Annotated in this window: 20 protein-coding genes; 10 read left to right on the top strand and 10 right to left on the bottom strand. The window is 67.1% G+C overall.

The features are described from left to right. Positions 1-44 precede the first annotated feature (44 nt). Together ACLQ2O_RS27665 and ACLQ2O_RS27660 are read left to right on the top strand one after the other, a co-directional pair. The gene (locus ACLQ2O_RS27665) at positions 45-581 is read left to right on the top strand and encodes an RNA polymerase sigma factor (RefSeq protein ID WP_425836588.1); all 537 of its coding nucleotides are present in this window, start codon (positions 45-47) and stop codon (positions 579-581) included. Continuing rightward, positions 578-1,711: a hypothetical protein gene (locus tag ACLQ2O_RS27660; protein ID WP_425836585.1), complete on the top strand. Its 1,134-nt coding sequence runs from the start codon at positions 578-580 to the stop codon at positions 1,709-1,711. Before ACLQ2O_RS27665 ends, ACLQ2O_RS27660 begins: the two co-directional genes overlap by 4 nt. Here the strand turns inward: ACLQ2O_RS27660 and ACLQ2O_RS27655 are convergent. Then, positions 1,708-4,656: a S8 family serine peptidase gene (locus tag ACLQ2O_RS27655; RefSeq protein WP_425836582.1), complete on the bottom strand. Its 2,949-nt coding sequence runs from the start codon at positions 4,654-4,656 to the stop codon at positions 1,708-1,710. The genes ACLQ2O_RS27660 and ACLQ2O_RS27655 overlap by 4 nt on opposite strands. 258 nt (positions 4,657-4,914) lie before the next feature. Here ACLQ2O_RS27655 and ACLQ2O_RS27650 point away from each other — a divergent pair, with 258 nt between their 5' ends. Further along, positions 4,915-5,373: an SRPBCC family protein gene (locus ACLQ2O_RS27650; RefSeq protein ID WP_425836579.1), complete on the top strand. Its 459-nt coding sequence runs from the start codon at positions 4,915-4,917 to the stop codon at positions 5,371-5,373. Between the two features lie 159 nt (positions 5,374-5,532). Beyond that, entirely contained in the window at positions 5,533-5,793 is a 261-nt protein-coding gene (gene rpsT, locus ACLQ2O_RS27645) for a 30S ribosomal protein S20 (protein WP_184793535.1), read from the top strand. A 284-nt stretch (positions 5,794-6,077) separates the two neighbouring features. Here rpsT and ACLQ2O_RS27640 read toward each other — a convergent pair whose 3' ends face one another. From ACLQ2O_RS27640 to ACLQ2O_RS27615, 6 genes are all read right to left on the bottom strand, one after another. Then, positions 6,078-6,617 (bottom strand): GNAT family N-acetyltransferase, encoded by a 540-nt coding sequence (locus tag ACLQ2O_RS27640; RefSeq protein WP_425836575.1) that lies wholly within the window; start codon positions 6,615-6,617, stop codon positions 6,078-6,080. A gap of 1,184 nt (positions 6,618-7,801) precedes the next feature. After that, complete coding sequence (holA, locus tag ACLQ2O_RS27635) at positions 7,802-8,785, bottom strand: DNA polymerase III subunit delta (RefSeq protein WP_425836573.1); 984 nt, start codon at positions 8,783-8,785, stop codon at positions 7,802-7,804. A gap of 529 nt (positions 8,786-9,314) precedes the next feature. After that, positions 9,315-9,944: a MepB family protein gene (locus ACLQ2O_RS27630; RefSeq protein ID WP_425836570.1), complete on the bottom strand. Its 630-nt coding sequence runs from the start codon at positions 9,942-9,944 to the stop codon at positions 9,315-9,317. Between the two features lie 334 nt (positions 9,945-10,278). Beyond that, entirely contained in the window at positions 10,279-11,883 is a 1,605-nt protein-coding gene (locus ACLQ2O_RS27625; protein WP_425836568.1) for a ComEC/Rec2 family competence protein, read from the bottom strand. 221 nt (positions 11,884-12,104) lie between these two features. Continuing rightward, positions 12,105-12,668 (bottom strand): ImmA/IrrE family metallo-endopeptidase, encoded by a 564-nt coding sequence (locus ACLQ2O_RS27620; protein ID WP_425836565.1) that lies wholly within the window; start codon positions 12,666-12,668, stop codon positions 12,105-12,107. 3 nt (positions 12,669-12,671) lie between these two features. Then, positions 12,672-13,040, bottom strand: a complete 369-nt coding sequence (locus ACLQ2O_RS27615) for a hypothetical protein (RefSeq protein WP_425836562.1) — start codon at positions 13,038-13,040, stop codon at positions 12,672-12,674. A gap of 98 nt (positions 13,041-13,138) precedes the next feature. On the opposite strand from ACLQ2O_RS27615, the gene ACLQ2O_RS27610 reads away from it, so the two are divergent. From ACLQ2O_RS27610 to ACLQ2O_RS27595, 4 genes are all read left to right on the top strand, one after another. Continuing rightward, positions 13,139-13,264 (top strand): hypothetical protein, encoded by a 126-nt coding sequence (locus tag ACLQ2O_RS27610; protein ID WP_425836560.1) that lies wholly within the window; start codon positions 13,139-13,141, stop codon positions 13,262-13,264. A 90-nt stretch (positions 13,265-13,354) separates the two neighbouring features. Continuing rightward, positions 13,355-14,362 (top strand): SMODS domain-containing nucleotidyltransferase, encoded by a 1,008-nt coding sequence (locus ACLQ2O_RS27605; RefSeq protein WP_425836557.1) that lies wholly within the window; start codon positions 13,355-13,357, stop codon positions 14,360-14,362. Further along, the gene (locus tag ACLQ2O_RS27600; protein ID WP_425836554.1) at positions 14,359-15,825 is read left to right on the top strand and encodes a HesA/MoeB/ThiF family protein; all 1,467 of its coding nucleotides are present in this window, start codon (positions 14,359-14,361) and stop codon (positions 15,823-15,825) included. The genes ACLQ2O_RS27605 and ACLQ2O_RS27600 overlap by 4 nt, the downstream gene beginning before the upstream one ends. Further along, a complete protein-coding gene (locus tag ACLQ2O_RS27595; RefSeq protein WP_425836552.1) occupies positions 15,822-17,594 on the top strand; it encodes an SAVED domain-containing protein in 1,773 nt (590 codons plus the stop codon). Before ACLQ2O_RS27600 ends, ACLQ2O_RS27595 begins: the two co-directional genes overlap by 4 nt. Before the next feature lie 185 nt (positions 17,595-17,779). Here the strand turns inward: ACLQ2O_RS27595 and ACLQ2O_RS27590 are convergent, their stop codons facing one another. Beyond that, a complete protein-coding gene (locus ACLQ2O_RS27590; protein ID WP_425836549.1) occupies positions 17,780-19,960 on the bottom strand; it encodes a ComEC/Rec2 family competence protein in 2,181 nt (726 codons plus the stop codon). A gap of 500 nt (positions 19,961-20,460) precedes the next feature. On the opposite strand from ACLQ2O_RS27590, the gene ACLQ2O_RS27585 reads away from it, so the two are divergent. Further along, positions 20,461-21,405, top strand: a complete 945-nt coding sequence (locus tag ACLQ2O_RS27585; RefSeq protein ID WP_425836546.1) for a methylenetetrahydrofolate reductase — start codon at positions 20,461-20,463, stop codon at positions 21,403-21,405. 34 nt (positions 21,406-21,439) lie between these two features. On the opposite strand, the gene ACLQ2O_RS27580 is transcribed toward ACLQ2O_RS27585, so the two are convergent. Continuing rightward, on the bottom strand, positions 21,440-21,883 hold the full coding sequence (locus ACLQ2O_RS27580; RefSeq protein WP_425836544.1) for a hypothetical protein: 444 nt from the start codon (positions 21,881-21,883) through the stop codon (positions 21,440-21,442). Between the two features lie 64 nt (positions 21,884-21,947). Continuing rightward, positions 21,948-22,484 (bottom strand): hypothetical protein, encoded by a 537-nt coding sequence (locus ACLQ2O_RS27575; RefSeq protein WP_425836541.1) that lies wholly within the window; start codon positions 22,482-22,484, stop codon positions 21,948-21,950. 640 nt (positions 22,485-23,124) lie between these two features. Between ACLQ2O_RS27575 and ACLQ2O_RS27570 the strand changes: the two genes are divergently transcribed. Beyond that, on the top strand, positions 23,125-23,390 hold a 266-nt coding region (locus ACLQ2O_RS27570), incomplete at its 3' end, for a hypothetical protein (protein WP_425836539.1).

Below are 23,390 nucleotides of genomic sequence, written 5' to 3'. Positions count from 1 at the left end.
AGCGTTCTGGCCCGCCGGGCGTCTAGACGGGTGTGACGAATCCAATGGTGAGTATCGGCGCCGCCGTACCGGTGCCCGACGACGCACCGGCCGCCGTGACCCGGCTGTACCGGGAGCACTGGGTCGGTCTGGTCCGACTGGCGGTGCTGATGGTCGACGACCGTCAGTCGGCCGAGGACCTGGTCCAGGAGGCCTTCGCCGAGCTGTACCGGCGCTGGCCGCTGGACGACTCCGGAAAGGCCCTCGGCTACCTCCGTACGACGGTGCTCAATCGCAGCCGCTCCACCCTGCGCAGGCGCCGCGTTGCCCGGCTCTACATCCCCCCGCTCGACAGACCCGGCGCCTCCGCCGAGCACGAGGTGGTGCTCGGCGAAGAGCGCCGCGAGGTCCAACGGGCCCTGCGCAAGCTGCCGACCAGGACCCGCGAGGTCCTCGTCCTGCGCTACTACCTCGATCTCCCGCACGCCGATATCGCCCAGACCCTCGGGATCAGCGAGTCGACCGCCCGCGCCACCGCGTCGCGAGGCCTCGCCCTCCTGACCCAGCACCTGAAGACTGAGCACTCGAAGGACGCGCGATGAACGACACCGAGACGCGCCTGCGCGACTACCTGCAGGCCAAGGCCAACACCGTCTCTGACGACGCCGAGTCCCCCGGGCTGATCACGCCCCGAACCCGTTCGCGCGTCTGGACCCCGCTGCTCGCCGCGGCAGTCGTCGCCGTACTGATCGCGTCGGCGGTCCTGGTGGCGCACCTGATCAATCCCCCGGTCCAACCGGCCCGGCCGGCGACGAGCCTGAACGTGCCGTACCTGCTGCGGCCGCTGGAGGGTGATCGCACGCTGCACGACGGCGACCAGGTCGTCGGGGTGCCGAAAGACGTCAGCGATGTGGTCGGCCGGGTGTCAGGCGGCTGGCTGATCAGCTACGACTCGGCGACGAACACGCACATCGCCGTCGTGGCCGCCGACGGTACGAGGCGTCCGATCGGATCGGCCACCGGCAACGCCCACCACGCCGTACTGTCCCCGGACCGCACGCAGGTCGCGGTGGTCGAGGGAACCAAGCTGCAGGTGTACGACGTGGCGTCAGGTCGTTCTCTCGCCACGAGGGCGTTGCCGTACGAGGCTGCTCTGCACGGCTGGAACCAGGCCGGGATCTGGGTGTCGAAGCTCAGCGACCAGGCCGTCAGCCAGATGTCGGTCTGGCAACCGAGGACCGGGCAGCTGACGCCTGCGACGCTGCCCGGAACCACCTCCTTCGTCGACGTCGCCCAGCAGGCCGGCGGAATCCTCATGGCCACCTCGGTCGGCAAGCAGCACTGCCTGACCTACGCGCAGCTGCCCGGAGGCCGGCTCACCACTGGTCGTCCGTACTGCGAGCAGGAACCGCTGCACCCGGTGGTCTCCCCTGATGGTGCGACCTTCGCCCTGCCGGACTCCGTAGTGGACCTCCGGACAGGCAAGCGGACCCCGTTCCAGCTGGCTCAGGCCCACGTCTCCGAGGCCCCGAGCTTCGAGGACGCGGACCACGTCCTGGTCGTCCAGGCGCTCCGCGACGACGGCCGTCCGGCCAGCCCGATGGTGTCGATCGGAACACCTGCGCAGGAGCTGCCGCACGACACGGTGTTCCGGTGCACTGTCGAGTCCGGGGCCTGCGAGAAGGTCCTCACGGCCCCGGATCTCAAGTCAGTCAGGCTGATCAAGCCTTAGGCATCGACGCGAACCACTGTCGAGCCGGAGCCGTCGGCTCCGTCGGAGTAGGTCAGCAGACCCAGGTAGCGAGTCCCGGCGGTCAGGCCGGACCAGGCGGCGGTAACAGTCGCCTGGCCGGCCGCCTGGACCGCCTGACTCGCAGGAGTCGCGGTGAGGTTGCCTGCCGGGGTCTGCAGCTCCCAGTGGTTGAGCTTGACGCCCTGCTCGTCAGCACCGGCGAACAGGTCGACGTACACGTCGTACGAGCCACCCGCCGGAGCAGGCAGGTTCACCTCTTCCTCGGCCGAGCCGCCCGTGCTGCTGCCGAGCACTGCCGTCGTACCGGCTTTGTAGACGAACACGTCGAGGTCGGTGCCTGCCGGGTAGTCGGCGTCGAAGGTGGAGAACCGGGCGTACTTGGTCCCGGCCGGCACGTTCACGGTGAACTTGGCGACGTGCTCGTTGGCCGCCGGGTTCGCGGTCGGGAACGACACCCCACCCGGGTTCTTCAGCGCCGCCTCGTTGACCCCCGCCGCGGCCAGCCCGGCCGCTGTGGTCTGCAGCGTCCCGGCGTACCCGGAGGTGAGCGGGACCGGCACGGACCCGGTGGCGCCGGTGCCGGTGACCTGGACCGGCGCCTTGACGGTCAGCGGCCGGATCGCCAGCGTGCTGCTCACCACGTGCCGCGTGGACCGCAGGTTGAGCTTGCCGAACGAGTACTGCTCCAGCGGAGCGCCGTTGTGCTCGAAGGTCACCCGGTACGACGCGCTCGCGCCCGGCAGCAGGACCAGCAGCTTCGGCGTCACGGTGACCTTGAAGCCGGCCAGGCCCTCCACCTTCGGGAAGTACACCTCGGGCAGCTTGCCGACGTTCTTCACGGTCCGCTTGACGGTCTGCTTGCCGGCCAGGTCGCCGATCGCGATCGTCGGGTAGTTCAGGTCACTCGGGTCGGTCTTGCCCTTCGCGCACAGCTCGTGCGTCGCGCCGACCTGCCCGGACCCACAGACGAACCGCGCCCAGTCGTCGTACGACGAGTCGTAGACCAGGCCCGGGTCCATCGCCTCCTTCGGCTGCATCAGCCCGGCGCCGTACCCGAACGGGGTGCCCGGCGAGCCGGCGTCGTTCTGGATCGGCTTGCCGGCGGCGTCGAGCGAGGTCGTGGTGGTCAGCAGCGCCGACTTGATCGCCATCGGCGACCAGGTCGGGTACCGGCTCTTCAGTACGGCGGCGGCGCCCGCGACGTGCGGCGCGGCCATCGACGTACCGCTCATGAAGGCGTACTCGCCCCCGGCCGCCGCGAACGGCGTCGTCGCGGCGAGCACGTTCGTGCCGGGCGCCATCACGTCCGGCTTGAGCAGGTCGCCGTTGCCCGCCAGGGACGGGCCGCGGCTGGACGAGCTGGCGACCTTCGGCGCGTTCACGCGAACGGTCTTGGCGGCCGCGATCGTGGCCGTTGGGTTCGCGGTCGCGGCGTACGCCTTGATCTCGGGGGCGACGACGTTGTCCAGGTGAACCGTCGGGACCGAGTGCAGGTCGGAGTCGAGCGTGTTCGCGGTCGGGTTGACCAAAATCATGCCGACACCGCCCGCCGCCTTCACCTGGCGGCTCTTGTCGACCCGGTCGCTGACGCCGCGGTCGCAGACGACGATCTTGCCGGTCGCCTTGGCCGGGTCGAGCGTGCCGGGCATGCAGAGCACGAGGTTGGCCTGGTTGGCCCCGGCGAGGCCGGCGTCCTTGGCCAGCACGAGCGGCTCGCTCGGCGTACCGTTGGCGATGCCGGCGCCGGTGTAGGACTTGCCGTTGCCGAGGGTGACCGTGGTCTGGACGTCGCGGTCATGGGTGCCGTTGGCAACGGTCGTCACCCACGGGTAGTTCTTGCCGACCGTGCTCTCGCCGGGACCGGTGTTGCCCGCGCTGGTCGAGACGAAGACCCCGGCCTTCGCGGCCCGCAGGAACGCCAGGCCGGTCGCGTTGACGAACGTCGAGCCGGAGCCGGAGATCGAGTAGTTGATCACGTCGACGCCGTCGGCGACGGCCGCGTCGATCCCGGCCACGATGTCGGCGTCGGTCCCGCTGCCGCCACCGGCCGCGTCGACGGCCCACAGCACCTTGTAGATCGCCAGCCGCGCGTGCGGGGCGATGCCGGAGCCCTTGCCGTAGTCCCGGTCGAGCACCTTCATGTCGACGCCGTAGTTGCCGGCCGCCGTACTGGCTGTGTGGGTGCCGTGGCCGCCGTAGTCGCGCGGCGAACGGTACTCCTCCGGGATCGGGCGGTCGCCGATGCCGGCGTCGAAGTAGCGGGCGCCGATCACCTTGTTGTTGCAGGTCACCGGAGCCTCCGTGCCGACCTGGCAGGTGCCCTTCCACTTCTTCTTGACCAGCGCGTCGGACGCCTTGGTGGTCTTGATCGGCGCGAAGCTCGGCCGCTCCGGGGTGAACCCGGAGTCGATCACACCGACGATCACGCCGTCGCCGGCCTTGTCGACGCCACCGGCCTGCTGCCAGGCGCCGCCCTTGCCGGACAGGCCCAGGTAGCGCGGGGTGTCAACGGTGTCCGCGTGCTGCATCTCGCTCGGCTCGACACTCTTCACACCGGACGCCTTGGCCAGCTTCACCGCGTCGTCGTGCGACATGCGCGCCGAGAACCCGGCGTACGTGTAGTCGTAGTCGTACAGCTTCTGCACACCCGGCACCTGGTCGAGCACCTGGGTCCGCTCGCCGGCGAGGTGCTGGACGTAGCTGACGACCTGCGTCGCCTCGCGCAGCAGCTTGCCGCCGGGCAGCACCCGGGTCGCGGCCAGGCCGGCGATGTCGCCGTCGTACTCGGTGACCGGAGAGTCGTCGAGCTGGACGATGTACGCCCCGGTCGCGGACTCCTTCACCTGCGGGTCGGCGGTGGTGGCGGTCGGGGTGGACGCCGTCGCGTGGTTCACGACGGTGGCGACCAGAGCGGTCGCGCTCACGGCGGCGACGGTGAGCACCGTCAGACGCCGACGGGCAGAAGCGGGCACTGAGTTCCTCCAGAGCTGGCGGAGCTGGCTGGTCGGCTTGCGGGGTTCAGTTGCGGTTGGCGGCCGTCCCCAACGGCGCCACGAGGGCCCCGAGTATGCCGTTGCCCCGCCGCGATGTCACGCTCGGTCCATCCCGTGTCACAGGTTCGGCCCGGGGCTGCTCCTGCTGTTTTCCCCGTCGTTGCTTCCACTTCTTCCCTCGGAGACCTGATGCCGGACCTCAGCGAGTCAATCGCCGTTTCCGCCCCCGCCGCCGACCTCTACGCCCTGATCTCCGACCTGCCCCGGATGGGCGAGTGGTCGCCGGAGTGCACCCGCGTCACCTGGCGCGGCCGTCCGCCGTACGCCGCAGGCTCCCGCTTCATCGGCCACAACCGCATCGGCGCCATTCGCTGGATCAGCCAGGGTGTGGTGACCGAGGCGGAGCCCGGGCGGCGCTTCACCTTCCACATCTACTTCGGCCCGCTGCCCGTCGCCGACTGGTCCTACGAGCTCGCCGCTACTCCCGACGGCGCCTGCACCGTCACCGAGTCCTGGACCGACCGCCGCCCCCGAGCTCTGCGCCACGCCCTCTCAGCGGTCTACGGCCAACGCGTTCCGCTCAACCAGCAGGGCATCCACACCACCCTCGCCAACCTCAAGACAGCCGCCGAGTCCGGCGTACGCTGATCTCCTGGGGCGCGAGGCCCACCTGCGGGGAGCCCGCCCAGTTTGGTGGACCCCCAACTTGTTGCTAATCTGTCTCTTCGCGTGTGTGCGTCGGTTTACCGCCCTGCACCCGCCACCTTTCCTGTACTGACCGCAAACTCCTGATCGAGGCTCTGCTCCGTGGCGAACATCAAGTCCCAGATCAAGCGCAACCGCCAGAACGAGGCTGCGCGGCTTCGCAACAAGTCTGTGAAGTCGACCCTCAAGACGGCTGTTCGCCGCTTCCGCGAGGCCGCCGACGCCGGCGACTCCGCGAAGGCCCAGGAGCAGGCCCAGGTTGCTGGCCGCCTGCTCGACAAGGCTGCCAGCAAGGGCGTCATCCACGCCAACCAGGCCGCCAACCGGAAGTCGTCCATCTTCAAGAAGGCCGCTTCCCTCTGATCGCACCCAACGATCGGCCCTCCACCCAGTGGACCGGGCCGATCGTTTTTGCGTACCCAAAACCAGTGCTCTGATCCGCACTCGCCGATAAGCCAGCTCTGACCTGCAGCTCGCCAGCGCGTATCCGGGCTGGCCGTCGGTCCGCGACCCCGCGTTGACCCGCGGCTCGCGCCGGTCCCGACTCGCGCGACTCGCCACCGATCCCGAGTCGCCCGCACGCCCCCGCGACGGTTGTTTCGAAGCCACCGCCGGCGAGCCTCACGCGCCCGCGGACCCCCGCTCCCTCAGACCTGCTCGAGCCCCCGGGTCATCCAGATCGAGTCCCCACGCTCGGCATCCGCGGTCACTCGCCCGCTCCGCTCGAACCCGAGTTTCTCCAGCACCCGGAACGACTCCGCGTTCCACTCCCGCACGGTCGCCCACAACCGCCGCCGCCCCGTCCGCGCAGCAGCCTCGACGACCACCCGCGCAGCCTCGGTCGCATACCCGTGCCCATGGGCCCGCCGAGCCAACTCGTACGCAATCTCAGGCTCATCGAACGACGCCTGCCCCACGGTCAGCCCGCAGTACCCGACGAACTCCCCCGTGTCCCGAACCTCGATCGGCAACAACCCCAACCCCGGCGCCGCCGAGAGCGGATTCTCAACAAGCCACCCCCGAATCTCCTCAACCGTAGGCCGCCCCTCGGCATCAACCCGCCGCAACGCCCGCGGATCCCGCTCGAGCCACAACCCCCGGTACTCCTCAGCATCCGAAGGCACCCACCGCCGCAACCGCAACCGCTCGGTCCCCAACTCCCCCGGCAGATCCCCATACGTAGCCACCCACCCAACCTAACCCGGCCCCAATCCGCGTCGCACTCACCGCTCGATGTGCGCTCGCCCCGCGGCGTCGCCGCACCGGCCCGCCAGGTACCACCAGCCCCGACACACGTTGGCGGCGGAAGACCCCGCGCCGCACCCGCCGTCCAGCCCCTACGCGCGCTCGGATCTCGGCACTCGGCAGGCGCTCGCCGCTCAAGTGCGCTCAGCGCTCCGCGTCGTTGTGGACGACCAGGCACCACCAGCCTGAAGACGTCGGCGGAAGCTCGCGGCGGGACAAGACCCCCATTCCGAGCGCCGCTCAGCGCCACACTCGCCACTCCGCGCATGCTCGTCCTCGGCAGGTGCTCGCCCGCTCCGCGTCGTCGTCCGCCGACCAGGCAACCACCAGCCAGCCTGAAACCTCGGCGGCAACTCACGGCCGGGACAAGACCTCCCAATCCGCCGACGTCCATCACCACCACGTGCCCCGGCGCGAGATCGCCCAGCCCGCCGCGCCGCTCAGCGCCACACTCGCCACTCCGCGCGTGCCCGGAGCCGGCGTTCCGGTGGGCGATGCCGAGGCAACCTCGGCATGCTCTCACCGCTCGACACGCGCTCGGTGCTCCTCGTACACAGCCCGGTACGCCGAGACCTGGTGGACGGCGCCGTGCACGAGGTCCATCGCGCCACCCGTCCCCGCCGGCTAGGCAGCGACGACCCGGCCGTGCGCGCATTGAGTTGCACCCGAGATGAAAGCTCGGCCTGACCAAGGCGCTATCGGCGCGGTCGTTCGCACAGGCGCTCGCCTGGAGTTCCAGCGGTAGTTCCGCCTCCCATCCGTCGCCACACGAGCTGACCGCTCGACATCGCCAGCCCAGCAGGTGTCGGCGACGCGTTTCTCGCACCCACGACGACGGCCCCCTAGCCGAGCACGTGCTCCTGCCAATGCGCATCCGCCGCGACGCATGCGCTCACCGGATGTCGTCGTACCCTCGGCCAGCTATCGCCAGCCTGATACGCGTTGGAGGCAGGTCGCGGGCCCGTGAACAGCTCCCTCTCGCCCGGGTGAGCGCCCTCCTCCTCCCGCAGGAACGCGATCTCCGGCACGGGTTCCTGCGGGTCGGAACGGAGCAGATGGACCGCTTCCGTTCGTCACTGGCGCTCGTAGCTGATCGCGCCGTTCGGAAGTTGTCCGCGTCGTACGGTCAGCGTCTGCCGTGGGCTCGGCTGACGGTGATGACCATGCGTTCCAGGGCGTAGCCGGCGTCGCCGGAGGCCCCTTTCACGTCGGCGTCTGCTTGGGCTACTGCCTTGATCGCTGTCGCGAGGCCGCCGGGGGTCCAGCCGCGGGATTGCTGGCGAAGCGTTTTGAGCTTCCACGGCGGCACGCCGACCTCGCGAGCCAGGTCTGCTTCCCGAAGGCCGGGTGGCGCGCTGGAAAACTTCGCCAGCCCGCGTAGGCCGCCGGCCATCGCACTCGTGACCAGGACTGCAGCGACCCCACAGTCGATGGCCCAGCGCAGCTGCTCGAGTGCTGGTTCCGTACGCCCTGCGATGGCCGCGTCGGCGACGGCAAAGCTGGTGACCTCAGCGCGGCCGCCGAAGTACTGGCTGATCAGGTCGGTCGAGATCGCCCGGCCGTCCGAGTCCGAGACCAGCTGCGAGCAGGCTCCGGACAACGCCCGCAGGTCGTGCCCGACGGCGTCGACCAGTGCGGCCGCGGCGTGCTCGTCGATCGATCCGCCGAACGACCGGATCTCCCCGAGGACGAACTGCGGCAGCTCCCACGTCTTCGGCGCTGTCGCGACGACCTCGTTCACCGAGGCCTTGCGCAGCTTGTCGAGTACGCCCTTGCCCTTCTGGCCACCTGAGTGCACCAGCACGACCAGTACGTCGTCAGCAGGCGCGCCCGCATACTCCAGCAGGTAGGTGACCATCTCGGCCGGCAGATTCTCCAGCATCCGCAGGACAAGCACGCGCTCCGTCGCGAACAACGACGGCCCGGTCAGCTCCGCGAACACCCCGACATCGAGCTCCCCCGCGCCGGCGTCGGTGACCTCGACATCGGTTTTCCCTTTGGACACAGCCGCAATCGCGGACCGCACCGCCCGATCCGCCAAAAACGTCTCCGAGCCGGTGACGAGCAACACGTCACCCAACTTCGGCGCACCACTTTTCCGAGCAGCCATAACGCGCTCAGCATCCCACGCCGTACCGACATTCTTCGCGCCCACCCCGCCACAAGGTGTCGCCGAAGGCACGCGGCCGCGCGCAACGCCAGCTGGCACAGACCTTCATCGCGCCGGGCGGCCCGCGCGCCCTACAGGGATGGGAAACCGCACAGCACGTCCTTTACCGCTGGACCGAGCGCGGGGACCGGCCCACGCATCGTCAGCGCCGACTCAGGCACTACGTCGACGCCGACAACACACTCCTCAACCCCCAGCACCCGCTCGCCCAACTCGTGACTACCCCGAAGCGGTCACCCTGGCCTGCATCCTCGACAACCTCCACTGGATCGCCGAAGCCACCCGCAACACCACAGGCCTTCAGCGCTTCCACACCGAGGTCCGGCGCCGCCTGAACATCGACTACGAGCCCTGCGACGAATGGGATCCACTCCGCATCTGGCGACTACGCGACGCTCAACGCTCGCCCCGCAGCACCTCCAATGAATGTCGGCGGCGTCAGCCACGCTGGACGAGTCATCCCGAATGATCAGTGGTCGTAGGTGATCAGCGATCGCGTGCTGGGCTGACCGGGTCTCGTGGTTGTGCCAGCGCCATCCTGCGGGCGATGGAGCTCTTGAGCGCGGACCAGGTCGACAGGCCCGTCCTGGTGCAGGTGCAGGAAGAAGTCCAGCTGCCACGCCTGCGCACTGCTGGCCTGGCGGTTGGTGGTGGTCACCCAGGGCGGGTAGACGCGGAAGGCTCGTTTCCCACCGGAGCCGCTTGCTGATACGACACCGTGTTGGCGGAGCGCGTCCATGGGAAGGACGAACTGGCCGAAGTGGTGATGGTCGCGGGTGCTGATAATAAAGAGGTCGACGGGGTCCGTGGCGTCGAAGGGCTGGATAGGCCCGGCCGGGGACCTCTTCCAGACGGTGACGAATTGGTCGACCTTGGTGGGGGTCGTCTTGGCTGCGCGGAACCGGATGGAGAGGCCGTTAAGAATGAACTCGTGGGCGGCGTAAGCGGCACCCTCGGCTTCGGGCACTGGCTGCGAGCAGGTGAACCCGCAGGGGTCGTAGACGAGCGCCTTCGCCGCAACGAGATCTCCGTGGGCCGGGGCGGTGTCCAACCACGGTTTGGGGTGGAGATCGGATGAGTACTCGCGGTCCGTCGTCATTCGTCCACCCTGTCACGGGTGCTTGGTCGCAGTCGGCTCGACTTGGAGGACGTCGCTCTCGTCGAGGCAATCCGAATGCTTATGGCGGGCCCGGGAACGCAGACAGGGCATCCAAGATCGTTGTGTGACGAACAACCTGGACATCCTGCTGACAGCACTTTCAGTGAAGATCGACGACGAGATCGGAGAGGCCCGAATGGCTGGGCCGTCCACCACGGTTGACGGACTCCGAACTGGTCACGCTTGCCGTTGCCCGGGCGATGCTCGGTTTCATCTCGGAGTCGCGGTGGCTGCAGTTCGTGGGCTGCCGCCTGGGTCCGACCTGGAGAGGTGGTCATGGTTGTCGGCCCTGGGTGGCCGTGGCCAGGGCGTCGCCGTCGGTGGTGACGGCAATGGCTCCGGCGGTGTCGGTACGGCGGATGGCTGCGCCTCCCCGGGTGAGCAGGTCGAGAGTTCTCGGGGCGGGGTGGCCGTAGTCGTTGGCGACGCCGACGGAGATGACTGCCAGGCGGGGGTCGGCGGTGGCGAAGAAAGCTGGGTCCTGACGGGCTGAGCCGTGGTGCGGGATCTTGAGGATGTCGGCGCGGAGGTCGGGGTGGGCGGCGAGGACGGCTCGCTGGGCTTCGGGTTCGAGGTCGCCGGTCAGCAGGATGCGCAGGCCGGCGGTCTCCACGAGCATGACGATGCTGGCGTTGTTCTCGGGTGAGCTTTCGTTGTCGGTGGTGGTGGACGGGTTGTCGGGCAGGGACGGGACTTGGGCAGGCCAGAGAGTTGTCCAGGTGAGTGCGCCGACGGTTCGGCGTTCGAGGTAGGTGACCGGGCGGATGGGGATCCGGTGGGCTGTCGCCAGGGCTTGGACTCGGCGATGTTCGGCGGGTGGGGAGAAGTACGGCGTCACCTCGAGCTCGCCGACCTGGCGATCGTTGAGGGCACCGGCGAGGCCGCCGGCGTGGTCGGCGTGGAAGTGGGTGAGCACCAGGACGGGGATGCGCGTGATGCCGAGGTCTTGCAGGCAGCGATCCATGGGGGTTGGGTCGGGGCCGGTGTCGACCACGACGGCGGAGTCCGGGCCGGCGCGCAGGACAAGACCGTCACCTTGACCGACCGCACAGGCAACGAGGAACCAGTTGGCGGGTGGCCAGCCCAGGCGTGGAGTGGGACGAAGGACAACGAAGACGAGGATCGCCAAGCAGAGCAGGACTGCCAGTGGACGGGTGAGGACTCGATACAGGCCGAAAGTCAGCGCGACACAGAGCAGGGTGAGGATCGTGACGCCGGCAACCGTCGCAGGCCAAGGGCTGACGGCGCCTGGAAGATCTGCTCCGGTCTCGGCGACCAGGATGATCCAGCGGGCGGGCCAGCTCGCGAGCCAACCGGCCAGGCGGGCTAGATCTGAGCTCAGCAAGGCGATCCCGGCCGCGCCGAAGCCGAGGATGGTGGCTGGGCCGACTGCGGGGGCGGCGAGCAAGTTGGCGGCGACGGCGACAAGTGAGACCTGGCCGGAGAGCCAGGCGACTACCGGCGTACAGGCTAGTTGGGCTGCGAGTGGGCAGGAGATGGCTTCGGCCAGGCGGAGTGGCATCCAGTGGGCGAGGGCATCGCGCCAGCCTGGGCCGAGCAGGACGATTCCGGCGGTCGCGAGGACGGAGAGGGCGAAGCCGGCTGAGCGTGCGAGTGACGTGTCCAGTAGGAGCAGGGCGATTACCGCGACGGAGAGGCTTCGGACTGCTCGGCGTCGGGTGCCGCCGGTGGTCATGGCGGCGAGAGCGACCAGGCCCATCGCGGCAGCTCGGAGGACGCTTGGCTGGGGGCGGGCGAGGATGACGAACGCGACGACCATCAGCAGGCCGACGACCGTGAGACCGCGGGCGCGGACGCCGAGGAGCCTTGCCAGCGGGAGAACGAAGGCCAGGAGCAGGGTGAGATTGGTACCGGACACTGTTCCTCAAAGAGGTGGGTCGCGAATCCCAGCGTTCTCCTGGCCAGGGGTTTCGATGACATTTGTGGTCTTGCTGCCAAGTCACGGAATCGACAGTATTCCGGGGTCTGAGGCGGGCTTCTCGCCGGATCAACGTTACAAGCTGAGGGATATCGCGTCTCGCGGCCAGGACTCTCCGCTACGCATGCTGCTCGCTGTGGCGAGTGCGCTGGCGAGGGACGTCAGCTCGTGGTCCTGGCCCACTTGGCCCGCGCGCGTTCCATGACTTTGCGGGCTCCGCTGTGGTTCATTCTCCAGCGGGCGACGGCGAGGCTGACGTCATAGTCAGCGGCCGCCTCCTCGTCGGTGGCGTTCGCTCGGGCGAGCCGGAAGGCACCGTCGGTAGGGATCAGCATCTCGCCGGATAGCCAGTCGGCCTCTGCCTCTTGATCACCGCCGAGCCCACATTTCCTCTCGTCGGAGAGCGAGACGCCGAATTGGTGCTCAAGGACGACGTGGGCGAGTTCGTGACACACGGTGGTGCGTCTGCGGGACAGGGGCTGGGCGTCGTTCTCCAGGATGACCACGCCTGTTCTGTGCGGGATCAGAGCCCCGGACAGGGCGCTCCCGTTCGCCTTGAGGAAGTAGTTGACTGCAGCACCGTCGAGATCACTGAGCTGGACGACCGGGATTCCGTACTCGGAGGCGAAGGCGTAGGGGTCGAAAGGCGAGTGCGCATCGAGACCGATCTCCGACCGCAACTCCAGTGCGAGGCTCTTCGCCTCGGTCTTGAATCCTCGACGCACGAGTCATCCCTGTGCCCGCGCACGTTCAACGGTCGCGCCGATCACTTGTTGCAGGTACTTGATGTCGGTCTCAGTGAGGTCCTTGCGTGCGCGCAGAAGCGGGGCAAGCTGAGCCATGAGGTCGGGTTCGCGGGTGTCGTCCACATCGTCTTGTCCCTCGCGCTCAAAGAAGTCCTCGGCGGGGAGTCGGAGCCAGGCGACGATGGTGGCGAACCCGTCAGTGTCCGGCTTGAGGCCGTTGCCGAGCCTGGACAGCAGCGAAGGGCTCACGCCGATCTCACCGGCCAGCCCTCGCCAGGAGAGTTGCCGCTCTTGACGGGCAGCGTCCAAAGCGGAGTGCAGCGCGCCAGTGTTGATCGTGATCTTGGCCATGCTCCAAGTGTGTCACATCTGCAACAGCCCGTTACCTCTGAGACACGTGTGTTAGAATTGAAACATGGCATCGGATGTAGAACACGGAGGTGAGAAGCATGGCAGGCAAGCGAGGTCGCAGTGCCGTCACTGGGCGGTTTGTGAAGCAGTCCACGGTGAAACGTCACCCGAAGACCACGATCAACGAAAGCACCGGCAAGCGCGGCAAGAGCAAAAAGAAGTAGGCCGCTGACCACCGTGCCGCCTCGCGATGTCGGTGGTCTGAGGCAGGCTCAGAGCAACCCCAAGGCAGTCACAACAGATCGGAGGGCCCGATGGCTCACCTGAAGCAGCAGTTCAAGGACGCGCTGAGCTCCGTCGAGCCCGGCGATGACAAGGCCAACGCACCAGAGGCGCATCGACTGGTGCGTGATGCGCTCGAGGCCGACGCGAAGCTCACCGAGTACGGCGTGAGCCCGGTGCTGATCGGCTCCTACAAGCGGAACGTGTCGATCAAGCGGGTCAAGGATGTCGATGTGTTCGTGCGGCTCCCGGATGTCCCGAGCGATGTTACCTCGAACGACATCCTCGACCGGTTCTTCACCGTGCTGCACACCGAGTTCGGCACCGACTCCGATGGACACCGGCGGACGAAGCGTCAGGACCGTAGCCTGCAGATCTCGTTCCCCGAGTACGACCTGTACGTCGATGCTGTGCCTGCCCGCCCGTACTGGGACGGCGAGACGTGGGAGATTCCGCAGAAGGGCAACGTGGACAAGTGGGTGCGCACCAACCCTGAGGCGCTCACTTCCCTGTCGAGCGAGATGAACACGACCCATGACAGCTACTACGTTCCGACGGTCAAGCTGCTCCGTCAGACCCGCCGCTCCCTCCTGGGCTTGAAGAAGCCGGGTGGCTTCTTCATCGAGGTGGCGACCTATCAGGCGTTCGTCTCTGGGCTGGTTTCGGGGAACGACCACGCGGAGTACTACGTGTCTGCTCTCGAAGAGGTTGCCAAGATCATCGACAGCTTCGTCAGCTTCGGTATCGATGTGAACGACCCAACGCTGCCCGGGCGCACCATTAGCATTCGCGCGACCGATGACGAGCTGGCTACAGCCAGGACCCGCTTTGCTGACGCGGCAGAAGCGGCACGTGGCGCGCTCGATGAGGAGGACGAGGGCACGGCAGCGCTGGCGTTTCAGAAGCTGCTGGGCAAGAACGGTGACGACAAGACCGTGTTCCCGATGCCACCGGGGTTCAACGACGACGGGACGAAGCGCAAGTCGGCGATCTCAGCCGGCGCGCGGGTGGTCCCGGCGGGCACGAGGACCTTCGGGTGACCTCCACCGAGTACGACGCCTACGTCGCCTACTCACGCCAGCACTTCGAGGAAGGCCTGATCCGCGCCAGCTTTACCGAGAGTGATGCTGGTTGGCAGGGTCCGGTCTTTCATTCCGGTGAAACGACCGACGTCCTGATCAAGCTGCGCTCCCGGTACCCGTTCCAGCCGCCCCGCGTCACCCCGGTCACCCCCGATGCAGTCGCTTGGTCATGGCACCGAGAGCTGGACGGTTCGCTCTGCCTGGTCGCCCAGGACGATCATGATGGCCTGTGGTGGACCGACGCTCCTGCATTCCTTGAACACGTCACGGCCTGGTTCGAGCAAGCGGACTCCGGCTGGCCCGACGACCGACCCGACCTCGACCTCGACCGATACTTCAAGCCGTCTGAGGATGAGCGCCTGTATCTCTACGACGACCTCAGCCGGTATCGCAACAGATTCGTGCGGTTTCGCCCAGCGAAGAACAACACGATGCGGATCGGGAGCGGGACACGCCCAGCGAAGACCTCGAAACACAGCAGAGATCGTTTCGGCTACGTCGCTGACCTAGGCGCTGTAGACCTCCCGCCACGATCATGGGACGACGTCGCTGCTCGTATCGACCCGGGTGTGAATTTAGATCGCAGGATTCGCGATCATCTGATCACGATCATGGTGCTCATCTATCGGCGCGACTCCGTCGACGGCGCGATTGTGCTCGAGGTGTGCCCCAGCGTCAATGGAGGCTTCGCAGTCCGACGTCTCCGTTCGGGCGCTGACACCACCGCCGCCAAGACGGCTCGCGCGGGTGTGCTCGCCCCCGAACTCCGCGGATGTCGAGTTGCGATCGTCGGAGTCGGAGCGCTCGGCTCGTTCATCGCCGACATGCTCGTGCGTTCCGGCGTCCGTCATCTCACGCTCATTGACCCTGACGTCGTCATGCCAGGAAACCTCGTGCGCCACCTTGCCGGCCCCGAAACGGTGGGACAACCGAAGGTCAAAGCGATCAAGCAGCACTTGATCACGCGCCATGAGATTGCGGCCTGCGACATCGTGACGATCGACAGAGCACTCACGTCCCGTGACGGGGCCATTGAGCTTCTGAACAGTCACGACCTCGTGGTAGACGCCACCGCCGACTTCGCCACCACTGCACTCCTCCACGTCGTTGCTCAGACATTGGCGAAGCGGATCGTCTCGGCGGTGATCCAGAACGACGGCGCGACCTTCCGCATCGATCTGCTGCCGTCACTCGACGGGACTGACCCACTGCCTCAGTCATCCTCCACTACAAACAGTGCGGGACGAGAAGTCTTCGAGGCCGGATGCGGCAGCCCGATCTCGCCGACACCACCTCACGTGGCGATCGAGGCCGCAGCAGCAACGGTCCGACACGCCGTCGGGCTACTCGTCGGACGCCCCGTCGACTCCGCCGGAGAAGTGCGGGACCTTCCAATCAGCACAGCAAGGACTCGCCAATGACTCGACCATCTTCGGGCATCGACATGCGGGCGGAGGCGTACGAGACCATCGCATCCGAGACCGCGAAACTTCTGCCCGTGGAAGCCGGTGGGATCCTCCTCGGCTATCGAGAAGACAGCAATGTGGTGGTAACCCACGCCCTGGTCGTCGACAGCCGCCAGGCGACAACGGACAAGTATGTTCGCGATGACGTCCGCGCGAACGCCGTCCTCACAGAGTTCCTGGCAAAGCGAGCAGTCAACGACCCGATCGGCTACGTTGGCGAATGGCACAGCCATCCCGCTCCCTCCGGCCCCAGCCCGATCGACGTCGCTGCCATGCGCGCGACCGCCAAAGTCAGCGACGGCCCAATTGCGCTGCTCGTCTACGCCCCTACTGGCGCTGGTGTGTTCTTCGGTCTCATCGCCCGACGCCAGCGGTTTGGACTCACCACGGCGCGGAAGGCAACGGTCTCCGTTCCGCCGCTAAGGTTCGAACCGCTAGGCCCGCTGCCAGCCGGCGCTGTCCGAGGTGACGGCCCCGTATTCATCTCTTACCGCCAGTGGGACGGGACGTCACAGGCTGAGTCACTGGAGAATTTGCTTCGGGCCGCGGGCCTCGTGGTGTGGAGGGACCGCACCGACCTGCGGCCAGGCACGACCACCGACCGTCTCGAACAGGCTCTAACCGCCGGGCTCTCGGCAGGCGTTCTCATCGTGACATCTGACATTGCCGGCAGCGACATCGTTCGCGAACGCGAACTGCCCCGGCTGCTCCAGCTCGACGACGATCCTGCTTTCAGCCTGTGCATCGCCAACGCGGTCGCCCGAGAAGGAAGCGACTCGAAGTGCGACTACGACGCCCCGGACCGGCTCTTAAGGCTCGCGCCAGCACGCACTCTGGCCGACAAGAAGCAGGCCAACATGCTTGATTCGACCGGTGAGGTCGAGATCGTGCGCGACCTCCTCATGCACCGCATCGAGCAGCGCAAACCCGCGATTCGCCAAGAAGATCGGGACCTCACGATTCGTGTGCAGAGCCGTCCGGCACCGTTCGCGATCGACGCCGATGAGGAAGACCTGCACGTCCGCCTCAAACCTCCCAGCGACGGACGGCTCCCCTCCCCCGAAGGACTCGAATACCTGCGACGGACTCTCCCGCTGACCAGCGACGCCGTGTATGCGGCAGGTGCGCGGCGCGTGCGAGTGTCGGGCGGGGCCCACCTGTCAATTGGACTCGCGCTAGGAGCTGCACTACCGGAGACGAAGTTCGGCAACCTCGTGGTTCTCGATGTCAAGGACAATGCCTGGGAGTCCACCGCGCCCGAGGACGATCCGCACACCACCGAGCTGCAGACAGAGGAGGTCCATCTCGACAGTGTTCACGCTGCCGAGGGGACCGAAAGCGTTGCGATCTTCGTGACCCTGACCGCCGAAGCGGATCGCAGCGCGTTTGACCAGCTTGTAAAGCAATCCGGCGAGGGCTTCGTCGCGGCCGAGGTGGTCTCGGTCACGGGCTCAACGTGCATCGACCCACGGGAGGCAGCTCGTCTCAGCGTGGCCGTGGCACAGCGAATCAAGAAGCTGTCCGCAAGCCGCGGGCGGGCAGAGGTGCATCTCGCCTTTCACGGCCCCTTCACGATGGCCGTGCTCGTAGGGCGATACCTGAACACCCTCCGAACCGTCGTCTATGAATGGGATGGCGATACGAACGGCGGCCCGCACTACCGACCGGTCATCGTCCTTGAACCGGGCACAACAGCCGGACCGATCACTGCCGTGCTCGCATGATCAGTTGCTCTGATGCTCCGTCGCCGCCGCCTGCGTCGCAACGGAGAGGCACTGCCGCTGTACGGATTCAATGAGGCCGAGATCCGCGCCGGCGATCGGGCATCCTTGACGGTCGCTCAACCCGACTACACAAGGGCACGGCGGGAGGCGAAGTGCCGAACTTCGGTTCAAGGTGTCCGGCTGGCTCATGGGGCCGACTTCTGAGTCGCGACGGCCAGGCCTGCCCCGCGGCGGAGCACCGCCACCGATCCACCGGTATCGGTACGGGCCACCCGTGTTCCGGCTCGCTGCAGCAACTCCAGGGTCCGGGGCGCGGGATGACCGTAGTCGTTGTCGGCTCCGGCCGAGATCACCGCCAGACGCGCTCCCGTCGCTGCGACGAACGCCGGGTCCTGCCGCGACGACCCGTGATGGGCGACCTTCACGACGTCGGCCCGCAGATCGACACCCGACGCGACCACCGCCCGCTGGGCCTCCGGTTCCAGATCACCGGTGAGCAGGATTCGCAGGCCGTTGGTCTCGACCATCATGGCGATACTCGCGTTGTTCTCCGGCGATCCGTCACCACCGGAGCCGGAACCACCGAGCGGTGGGACCCGGGCCGGCCAGATCACCGTCCAAGCGAGCTCGCCGGCCGTCCGCCGCTCCCGGTAGGTGACCGTCCGGACCGGCACCGAGCCGGCCGCGGCCAGCGCCCGCACCCGATCGACTTCCGCGGCCGGCGCGAGGTAAGGCCCGACCTCGATCTTGTCCACCACCCTGCCGCGCAGCACTCCCGCGACTCCACCTGCATGATCAGCATGAAAGTGGCTCAGGATCAGCACCGGCACATGCTCGACGCCCAGCTCGTGAAGGCAGCGGTCCATCGCCACCGGATCAGGTCCGGCATCGATCACGACCGCCGAGGCCGGCCCGGCCCGCAGGACCAGGCCATCACCTTGCCCCACATCACAAGCGACCAGGACCCAATCATCGGGCGGCCATCCGATCGAGCCGACCGGCCGAAGCAAGGCGACCACCAACAGGATCAGGCACAAGAGCACCGCGACCGGTCGCGCAAGCAACCGATGCAGCCCTAGCGTCAGGCCGAGGCAGAGCAGAGTCAGTACGGCGATGCCGAGAACCGTCGCCGGCCAGGCACTCGCCGCCCCGGGCAGGTCGGCGCCCTCGGTCGCGATCAGGATGATCCATCGCGCCGGCCAGGCGGCCGCCCATCCCGCCAGCCGGGCCAGATCGGCACTGAGCAAGGCGATGCCGGCCGCGCCGAAGCCGAGCACCGTGGCCGGTCCGACCGCTGGCCCAGCGAGGAGGTTGGCCCCGACCGCGACCAGTGAGACCTGTCCGGACAGCCAGGCCACTATCGGCGTACAGGCCAGTTGCGCGGCCAACGGGCAGGCGATGGCCTCCGCGAGCCAGCGAGGCATCCATCTCGACATCGTGTCTCGCCACGCGGGAGCCAGTACGACGATGCCGGCCGTCGCCAATACCGAGAGCGCGAACCCGGCGGACCGGGCCAGCGAAACGTCCAGCAGCAACAAGGCCAGCACCGCGGCGGACAGACTTCGCACTCCTCGCTTGGTACCGCCAGAGGTCATCGCAGCCAGCGCGACAAGGCCCATCGCAGCAGCCCGCAGCACACTCGGTTGAGGACGAGCGAGAACCACGAACACCACAACCATGGCCAGCCCGACAACGGTCAGGCCACGAGCGCGAACGCCCAGCAACCGAGCCAGCGGAATGACGAACGCCAACAGCAAGGTCAGATTCGTCCCCGAAACAGCCGAAAGGTGTGCGAGACCGGTCGTCTTGAAGTCCTCAACCAGCTCTGGCGGCACCCCTGACTCATCCCCCATCACGAGGGCCGGCACCAGACCGCGCACCGCCTCCGGCTCCCCGGCAACTGATTGCCTCAGCCCAGCACGAACTCGCTCGGCGGCGCGCAACCACCAAGCTGGCTCATCGAGCACCCGCGGTGCGACTCGCGACGACAACATCGCCGCGACGTCACCGCCCTTGTCGACCGACTGGAGTCGCCCGGTCGCCTCCACCTGCTGCCCGAACCTCACCTCCTTCCAGCCCACAGACCCAATCACGACCACCGGCGTACGAACCCGCGTCGCCACTCCCCTGCCAACCACCTCCTCCACCGAAGCCCGCACCACCACATACGGCGGGCGCCGACCCCCAGCAGTACTGCGGACAGCCGGATCGCTCACCACCTTCAGCCGAACCGTCACCGCCGCCCCCGACTCGGCCAACCCCATCACCGGTCCCGCCTGCAACCGCTCCATCTGCAGCCCGGCCGCCACTGCCATCCCGACCACAACAACGCCGACCCCGACCGCGGTCGTCACGACCGGAGACATCTGCACCAGGCCCCGTGCCCCGGACTCCACCGGCTGTCCCCGCCGCACAGGACGACCTAGTCGGATCCATCCGCGCAACCGAAGCGTCAGCAGGCCGAGGCTCATCAGAAGCACCACCGCCGCTGCCACCCCCACAGCGGTCGATGCACTCGTGCCCAGCAGCAGGATGGCGGTCAGCCAACCAACCGCCGCCGGCGCGAGCAGTCGCAGGTCAGCCGTGCGGTCCTTCTCACCTTCCTCAGCATCAGACCCCGACATGGGGCTTCAGCGATCGGCGTGGCGACGAATCCATAGCGGTCCCTTCAAGCGATCGGCCGGAGGCGTCCAACCGCCGCTGACTTCTTCGGGATGGCTGCACACAAGGGAAAGTACGAGCTTTTCCGCCATCCACCGGAACGATTTGTCAGCCTGTGGACAACCGACTTGATCGTCGTGGTCGATCTGAATCTCATTGCTCAGGCGCGTTCGGGCCCGGGCTGCGATGGGCTACCCTTTCGGGCGTGTCCGAGCATCCGTCCACCAACAGGCCACCCCTTCGGACGCTGTTCGAGACGCCCGGCGCCGAGCCACTTTTATTCGGCATCACCCCGCCGCGCCAGAGCGCGACCACCGAGCAGGCCGCCACCATCGCGCGCGTCACCATGGATCGGCTCGCCGACATCGATGTGGACGGCCTCATCCTGTACGACATCGACGACGAGAGCGACCGGAACCAGGCGGAGCGCCCTTTCCCGTATCTGCCGACCATGGACCCCACCCAGTTCGAGGCTACGCATCTGGCGGCCCTGCCATACCCGATCGTCATCTACCGCTCAGTCGGCAAGTACACCGAACCCGTCCTGCGATCGTGGCTGGAAGCTGCGGACGCGAACCGGGTCTCAGCCGTGTTCGTCGGTGCATCGTCGAAGCAGAAGGCCATGCGGACCAGCTTGACTCGCAGCCAGGAGCTGCAACACGAGGTACGCCCGGACATGATGCTCGGTGGGGTGGCCATCAGCGAGCGCCACACCGCCACCGGCGATGAACACCACCGCCTGATCGCCAAGCAGACCCGCGGATGTTCGTTCTTCGTGTCCCAGGTCGTGTACGACGTGGCGGCCACGAAGAACATGCTGTCCGACTACTTCTACGCGTGCACGGAGGCCCGCATCGATCCGCGGCCGGTCGTTCTCACGCTGTCCGTGTGCGGTTCGCTGAAGACGCTGGCGTTCCTTGAATGGCTCGGCGTCGACGTACCTCGATGGCTACAAAACAGTCTCGCGCACGCTACCGACCCGCTCACCGAATCGTACGACCAGTGCATGGCGAGCGCCGTCGATCTCGCCGCATTCTGTCGGCGTCTCGGCATGCCGTTCGGCTTCAACATCGAAAGCGTCTCGAATCGCAAGGCGGAGATCGAAGCTTCGGTCGCTATCGCTCATGAATTGAGGGGTGTTCTTCGATAGTTCCGCAGATTCGTCCATGCGCCTTCCCGGCCGGCTAGGACGCCTTCACCCGGGGTGGTCTAGCCCTTGCGATGAAGTCGGCGAACAGCTCGGGGTCGGAGAACGGCATGACCGCCAAGTGCAGATCTTCGGCGGAATCGATCAGCGAAACATGCCGCGCGTCCTGCTGGCGAGTGTGATTCTCGATCAGATGAATCTGCACGACCTTGGCGGTATACCGAATGGCGTTCGCGATATCATCAGCAGGGATCGCGAGCGGACTCGCGACCTTCTCACTGGACCGATCCACGTAGAAGCCCGCCTGCTTCTCGAGGTTGCGCTGCTTGGCCGTGGCCATGAACGTCTCCAAATCCGGACGCTCGTAGTACTCCATCCGCCGTTCCAGGCTCCAGAACCCGGCAAGGCCCGAGGCGAACTGCTCAGCCACCTGCAGCTTCTCCGCGTGGGGCCGACGCCCAGAGCTCAGTCCCTCCGGCATGCTCGCATCTCCAGCGGGACGCGGTTCGACACCATATAGGGCCAGCGGGGGCCGACCACTCGTACTACCCCTCGCCGTCGGATGATTCGCGATGCCGGCGGAGGAACTCTGCAGCGGTATCTAAGGCGTTCTGATAGTGGTTCTCCAAGTTCGCGGAGATCGTCGCGTCTACCAAGGCTGGGGCGGCATCGGGATTGGCATACCGGACCAGCTTTTCACCATGCTCGGTGCGCAGGTCAGAATACTTGTCCGCGCGGCCGCTCCCCCATAGGAACTCATAGAACTTCGCCGCCAGCGGTGGCTCGCCATCGGGGCCTTTACCCTGCAGCGCTGGCGTGATGTAGATGTCTTCAATCTCCCGGCCGGTTCCGTCCCACCCAGGTTCCCCCTCCTTACGAGGCTTCGGCATATGCCCGGCCTCTGGGATCAGATCGGCATCGTTGACGACGACCAACCCGACGGGCCGATGGTCGAAGGCAGCGACGTAGCAGCGCTGCCAGACAACGCTGCTCCCGAGCGGGGACGGCCACAGATTCGGAACTTCGAAGATCTGCATCGCGCCCTTGAAAGTCTCGACCGAGCCCAGGAGTTCACTGTTCATGAACACAGTCTCATCGCACTGGCTGGCGACGTCGAGGTGCGATCACGCGGGAACTGCTCCGCCGGGCCGGTAGGTCAGCTGATCAGCGCGCGCCATCGCGCGTAGGCGTCCTCCGCCTCGGCGCCAAGCACGCTGCGTATGGGCAATCGCCCAGGACTTCGTCCAGTGCTCGAAGCCGCTTGCAGTCCCTGCCCTTAAAACCTTCGCGGACCGCGAAAGGATCGGTGATCAGGGAGGCGAGGAACGCTGCGTGGTACACGTACACGTACACGGTCCCAATCGCGGTTGTCCACTCGGTACGCCGCCCCCTTCAGCATCAATGCGCCCAGCGGCAACGGAATCGGGACACCAACCGTGCGGTCCCCATGGTGACCTCGACCAGCACCGCCCGCTCGAGTACTTGCCGACCGCCGTCGGTCTTGATCGTTGACTTGGGCGGGATGGTGCTTGCCTTCCATCCAGGTGGTCCGGAGCCGAGACGTCGACCGCGGGCCTGATCGATCGCCGCTGGCCCCGACCACCGCCTTTGGCGTCGCGGATGTATGCCCGGGCCGATCTCCTGAAGGAATCTCCCGCGGCGCGGATCGGGGCGCTCGCTCGATGGGCTGCCAGAGGTCCAGCAGCCTGAGAGACTACGGCCATGCTTCTCGGTGGTGTGCAGATTCCCGCGGAGGTTATCACCGCGTGGGAAGAGCGAAACCTGGTGATCTTCACCGGCGCCGGGATATCTATGGACCCGCCCTCTGACCTCCCGAGCTTCCTCGGTTTGGCGGCACAGGTTGCGCATACCGTTCAGTCGCCGTTGAATCCTGCCGACGAGGAGTGGAGGACTGAGGAGCCACGAACTTTCCGGACAGTGACCCAACTAAGATTGGGTTGTCTGGAGAGGGAAGATGTTGCCGCGTC

It is taken from the genome of Kribbella sp. DT2 (genome assembly GCF_049844575.1).
Taxonomy (GTDB): domain Bacteria; phylum Actinomycetota; class Actinomycetes; order Propionibacteriales; family Kribbellaceae; genus Kribbella.
This window is presented reverse-complemented; position numbering and strand designations above follow the sequence as displayed.